The sequence below is a fragment of the Arhodomonas sp. KWT genome, from assembly GCF_010993615.1.
Genome location: NZ_WNXE01000889.1, coordinates 1 through 696, shown reverse-complemented (window position 1 = coordinate 696; position 696 = coordinate 1). Strand labels below are relative to the sequence as shown.

At 72.3% G+C, this 696-nt stretch carries 1 pseudogene; it reads left to right on the top strand.

Going from position 1 to position 696, the window contains the following annotated elements:
- Positions 1–525 (top strand): annotated as a pseudogene (locus G7A99_RS23090) (phenylacetate--CoA ligase); the annotation flags it as partial.
- Between the last annotated feature and the right edge of the window lie 171 nt (positions 526–696).

The following is a 696-nucleotide window of genomic DNA, read 5'->3' as shown; positions in this document are numbered from 1 at the left end:
GTGCCCTACGGCAGCCAGGGGACGCCGGTCTACACCACCCTGGAGCGCACCTCCCAGCCCATGATCCGGCTGTTCTCCGGCGATCTCACCCACTGGGTGATGGAGGACAACCCCTGCGGCCGGACCTATCCGCGCCTGCCCCAGGGCATCTACGGGCGCATCGACGACATGTTCCAGATCCGTGGCGAGAACGTGTACCCCAGCGAGATCGCCGCCGTGCTCACGGAGCTGGCTGGCTACGGCGGCGAGCACCGCATCGTCGTCTCCCGCGAGGGCGTGATGGACGAGCTCGCCGTGCAGGTGGAGGCGGACACGGCCACGGAGTCGGCGGGGGCGCCGGCGATGGAGCGCTTCAGCGAGACCGCGGCCGCCGCCCTGAACCGGGTGCTCGGCCTGCGCGTGGCCATTGAGGTGGTCTCCCCCGGCACCTTCGAGCGCACCGACTTCAAGGCCAAGCGCGTGATCGACGACCGCGATCTCTACCGCACGCTCAACCGGCGCGCCGGGAGCGGCACCGATGGCTGAGCGCATCGCCTCCGAGGCGCTCGCCGAGCGCGTGTGCGACGGTGATCTCCGGGCCATGGCGCGGCTGATCACCCGCACCGAGGGCGGCGAGCGCGAGTGCCGGGACGCCCTGGCGGCGCTGTATCGGCGCACCGGCCGCGCCCACGTGGTCGGCATCACCGGCGTGCCCGG